At 31.5% G+C, this 4,779-nt stretch carries 6 protein-coding genes; all 6 read left to right on the forward strand.

Annotated elements, in window-relative coordinates:
• The first annotated feature begins 331 nt into the window (after window positions 1–331).
• Window positions 332–1,042 carry a LytR/AlgR family response regulator transcription factor gene (locus tag AC6F8J_RS10415; protein ID WP_275843109.1) on the forward strand — a complete coding sequence of 237 codons (711 nt, stop codon included), beginning with the start codon at window positions 332–334 and terminating at the stop codon, window positions 1,040–1,042.
• The gene (locus tag AC6F8J_RS10420; protein ID WP_500723177.1) at window positions 1,042–2,370 is read left to right on the forward strand and encodes a GHKL domain-containing protein; all 1,329 of its coding nucleotides are present in this window, start codon (window positions 1,042–1,044) and stop codon (window positions 2,368–2,370) included. The genes AC6F8J_RS10415 and AC6F8J_RS10420 overlap by 1 nt, the downstream gene beginning before the upstream one ends.
• Window positions 2,371–2,480: 110 nt before the next feature.
• The gene (locus tag AC6F8J_RS10425) at window positions 2,481–3,092 is read left to right on the forward strand and encodes an accessory gene regulator B family protein (protein WP_500723179.1); all 612 of its coding nucleotides are present in this window, start codon (window positions 2,481–2,483) and stop codon (window positions 3,090–3,092) included.
• The gene (locus AC6F8J_RS10430; protein WP_275843106.1) at window positions 3,067–3,204 is read left to right on the forward strand and encodes an AgrD family cyclic lactone autoinducer peptide; all 138 of its coding nucleotides are present in this window, start codon (window positions 3,067–3,069) and stop codon (window positions 3,202–3,204) included. Before AC6F8J_RS10425 ends, AC6F8J_RS10430 begins: the two co-directional genes overlap by 26 nt.
• Before the next feature lie 70 nt (window positions 3,205–3,274).
• Window positions 3,275–3,928: a hypothetical protein gene (locus tag AC6F8J_RS10435; RefSeq protein ID WP_500723181.1), complete on the forward strand. Its 654-nt coding sequence runs from the start codon at window positions 3,275–3,277 to the stop codon at window positions 3,926–3,928.
• Window positions 3,929–4,569: 641 nt separating this feature from the next.
• Window positions 4,570–4,752, forward strand: coding sequence for a hypothetical protein (locus AC6F8J_RS10440; protein WP_500723183.1), 183 nt, complete (start codon window positions 4,570–4,572; stop codon window positions 4,750–4,752).
• Window positions 4,753–4,779 lie beyond the last annotated feature (27 nt).

Consider the following 4,779-nt stretch of genomic DNA (forward strand, 5'->3'; position numbering starts at 1 on the left):
AAGTGTTTTTAGCACATTTGCTTGTCAGTAATACTGAGAAATGGGATAATATGAACAGAGGTGAGGGCCTCTAGGGTTATAGGATTGAAAAAAAGTAGTGTCAAAAAGCTCAAAATTTCCCATAAGCAAAAACAAATATAAAGAATAAACGTTCTTCTAATTGATGGAGGGTGTTTAATTTGGAGATCATAATAATGCTTTTGGGATAGTATGAAGGAGCAGCAAAAGAATATGTGGCCATTTGTGAAAATAATAAGCAGTATATTTAGAAATCAATTCAAGTCTGTGAAAGGTTAAGGTCAGGTTTATAATAGCCTAAGGGAGTGTGAATATGTTAGCAATTGCAATATGTGAAGATGACAAAATGCAACAAATAGAAATTGAAAAATATGTACGTGATTTGTTGCTGGATGAGTCGATTGAGATTGATTTGTTCGATTCTGGAGAAGAACTAGTGGCAGCTTATGAAAGAGGAAAGAAGTACTCTATCATTTTACTTGATATGCAGATGAAAAAATTGGATGGCATTCAGACTGCAAAACTCATTAAGAAGCATGATAAGTACGGTATTATAATAATAGTAACATCTGTAATTGAATATGCGGTTGAAGGCTACAGTATTGATGCGTATGATTTTATACTAAAACCGGTTGATGAATCAAAATTACATCGAGTACTTGCTAAAGCAATAGATGAAATTCAAGTTACAATGAATAAATCATATCTTATCAAGTCAAGAGAGAAAATAATAGCACTTAGGCTATTAGATGTGCTTTATTTTGAAAGTAATAAGAAGAAAGTGATTTTGCATACCAGTGATAACGAATATGAAAATAACGAAAACATCAGTAATGCAGAAAAAAGATTGTGCAAGGATGGATTTATCAGAATCAGCAGATTCTATCTGGTTAATGTGCACCATATTAAAGAAATTGGGATACGAGAAGTTGTTATTTCAAATGATGAGAGACTAATTTATAGCGATAAATATGCTGATGTGATAAAAAATAAATATTTGGTATATATGATGGGAGAAATGTAATGATTAGCTACATTAGTGAAATCATTTTTTTTATGAGCAATATTGTTGGTATATTTATTGCATTAAGGTTATTTAACTGCCTATTAAGTATGAAAAAAATTAAACCGATTAACATGAAATGGAGTCTAATTGCGATACTTGTTATTGCAACGGTAATCAATACTTCACTCGAAACATTAGGCATTAGTTTAATTGTTGGGTTTGTGCTTTATTTTGTAATAGGTCACTTCTTCTTCGAGGGGAAGGCTCATGTTAAACTGATAATTGCAATATTCCTTTTGGTATTTTCGCTGATTACAGAGTTAATAACAGTGATTTTGATAGGAGCTATGTTAAGAGATCAGATACAAAATGTAAGAGAAAACATAATGTTTTTATTTTTAGGAAGCATTGTATCAAAAATTCTCATGATGCTTCTTATAGAGTTTATTATTAGATTTAAGAGGAGAAATGCATCCAGAATATCTCTGAGTTCCTGGATGCTAATCATTACTATTCCAATAACCAGTATAGTATTAGCGATTGCAAGTATTTATGAACCGGTTGTGAGTGGAACGGTGAGCGAAATGGGAGTGTTATCATGCGTTGTAATTCTTTATATTAATATAATCGTATTTCACCTATTTGATAGTATCATTGTTCAAGTAGATGAGAATAATAAATACAGATTTCGTGAACAGCAGCTATTGTATCAGCAGGATCAATATGAGAATGTGATTGCCGGATATAATCAAATTAAGAAGTTTCGACATGATATGATTGGGCACTTCATTGCAATTGATGGATACCTCACAAAAAATATGATACAGGAAGCTATAGAATATTTAGGGAAGTTATCCAATGAATTGAATATTGAAAAGAAGGGTATTCTGTCAAAAAATATTGTTGTTGATGCAATAATAAATAACCGTAAAGCAAAAGCAAATACATTAGGAATAGCTTTTGAGCATGAAATTGCAATACCTGAGCTTCTTTATGTTGATAATATGGATCTTTGTATAATTATTGATAATGCTTTGAATAATGCGATTGAAGCGTGTGAGAGAATAACTGACGATGAGCAGAAAAAAATGATCCAATTACAAATGAAGTATAAAAAAGGGTGTGCTTTGATAGATATAAAAAACACATATAATCCCAAAACAATAAAAGTGAGTAATAAAAAGTATATTTCTTCGAGAAAGGAGCGAATTATAGGCGAGATTGGAACAGGTATTGAAAATATTGAATCGGCAGTTGAGAAATATGGAGGCATATGCCATATTGGTTGCAGTGATATGTATTTTAATGTACAAATAATGCTTCCTGATAAAAAATTAAGTTTATAGTTTTTGATCTAAAAACTATTTTAATTGCTTTTCAAGGGTGTTTGGTTCCAATTCGATTGTAAAAAAAATGTAAGATGTTATAGTTGAATCAAATTGTTGGAGGTGGAGGATTGATAAAGCAATTTGCTAAAACGTTAACATCTTTTTTTATGCATGAAATGATAATTGAATCTGAAGATTATGAAGTATATCTATATGGAACAGAACAATTATTGATTAACCTGTCAATTTTACTTGTTGTAATTACAACGAGTGCCATTACCGGCTGGTGGAAGGAAACATTTTTTTTCTTCTTTGGAATTATACCGATAAGAGTCGTTGCTGGTGGGTATCATGCAAGTACTCCATTTAGGTGTAACATATTGACCATAGTGGTGTACATAGTCAATTTGCTGCTAATAAATGCTCTTGTAAGTAGAATGACTGTGTTAGTCCTAATCATGATGTTTGGTTTTATAGTCTTGAGTGTTTTCAGGATTGGACCGGTCGATAACAAAAACCGAGAAATTAAGAACCGGGAATATGAATCAGTATGGAAACGTAGTAAGAAAGTCTGCATATTTATTGTGATGATTTGCGTTGTCCAACTACTTTTGCTTGGACCTCAGAGTAGTATTTTGATGAGTACATTGATGGGAGCGGTAGTAGCGACAATTTCATTAATCATAGGGAGCATAGTAAGAGGAGGTGAAAGGAATGAAGAAAATAGGTTTTGTACGTAAGTACTCTGGTACCGCATTTGCATTTATTGCTTTGGTTGTAGCTCAAGCGGCATCAACACAGTTTAGTCTGATTTTCTATCAAAGTGAGATACCAAATAAACTGAAGCATTAAATGAAGCGATTCAAATAACAAATAGGAGTGTCAAACTTGACATTACCGACTAAAAGAGGAGAATATTTATATGAAAAAATGGAATAGTTTACTAATTATTGTATTGATACTCACATTGGTAACATCAACTACTGCTTATGCAGGAAATGTTATCGAGAATAAAAAAGCACTTGAGAATACTATTGATAAGATTGCTCAAGTCAATAATCTAAGTGATGCAGAGAAATATATGCTTAGAGATAGCTTGAGTGAACAAATACTCAATATGGACAAGAATGAATTGAAAGAATTAAAAGAATCAATGAAGACACTCGATAAGGAATACCACACCTTTTTGAAAGATAATATAGAGGATGCTAAGCTTATTCAAGATGTAAGAGAAGTCCAGTTACAAAAAGATTATTCTGAAGGTGCAAATATTCAAATGGCAACAAGATCAAGTAATATCTATGTAAACTTTGTCTATATCGGTGTGGCATTAGCACCTCTTACTGGATTGCAATTATGGTGTAACCAAGGTGGCTATGACCTTATTGAAGAAATAGTAAAAGGTGGTGGTATTGCTGGTGGCATGGGACTTATGATTATCAAATTATGTGCATCTGCAAGTGCTGTAGCTATGGCAACACCAGTAGCAGCAATAATTGGGGGAGTAGTAGCTCTTAATCTAGTATCTCTAAAAATCCAATTGATGTTCTCACCAATTGCACATATAAATATTTAAGACTGAAACAATCTAGTTTGAATAGAAATAGGTGAAATATGAAAATGAAGAAGATTGTGTCGATAGTGATTGTTTTGATTATTAACTTGAGTGTACTCATGATATTTAAGAATATTGATTATTCCTTGTTAACATGTATACTGTCATATTTTGTTGTGACAATAATAACCATTTTTAAACCAGAGCTTATTGGGAATGATAAGGTCAGTGACTCATCAGTTAAATTAAAAGAAAGTATATGGAGTTTTGTCTTCATCATTATATTGCTTATCATATGGCTCTTATAGAAAGTTAAATTATATATAAAGATGCCCTTGAGATATCTTTTCTTATAATCAAATATGATTAATAATCTGAATAAGGCTTGGATTTGAAGTATTAATTTTGACAACCAAAGAATGTCGAAAATTGAGAAGTAACTAGACCTGGGATGAAACTATTTCAAGGTATTACAGTGGGATTTTATTGGAATGTTATAAGCGAAATTATAAGACGTACCGATGGTGATAGGCTATTGTGATATATATGGAAAAGGTCTATTAACGACTCCTTTTGGGGATCCTACAGGTACACTTTGAGTTATACTAAGGATCACAATTATTCATTTAGTATTAAACTATGATAATGTGTTGGAGGTATGCATGGAAATAATTGGATTTGAAAATGCATGGATACAAATTATTTTACATATAGTAGGTACTTTTATTTCTATAGCTATTATTATTTTGATATTAATTTTCTTTTTTAAGTTGTTAAAGAAAATAAGCAATATCGAAGAATTATTGAGAAAGATTGTTGAAAGAATGAACGTTGATGATAAGTAGATTCGGATTTTAGCAATGTTATGAAGT

Source organism: Petrocella sp. (assembly GCF_059865615.1).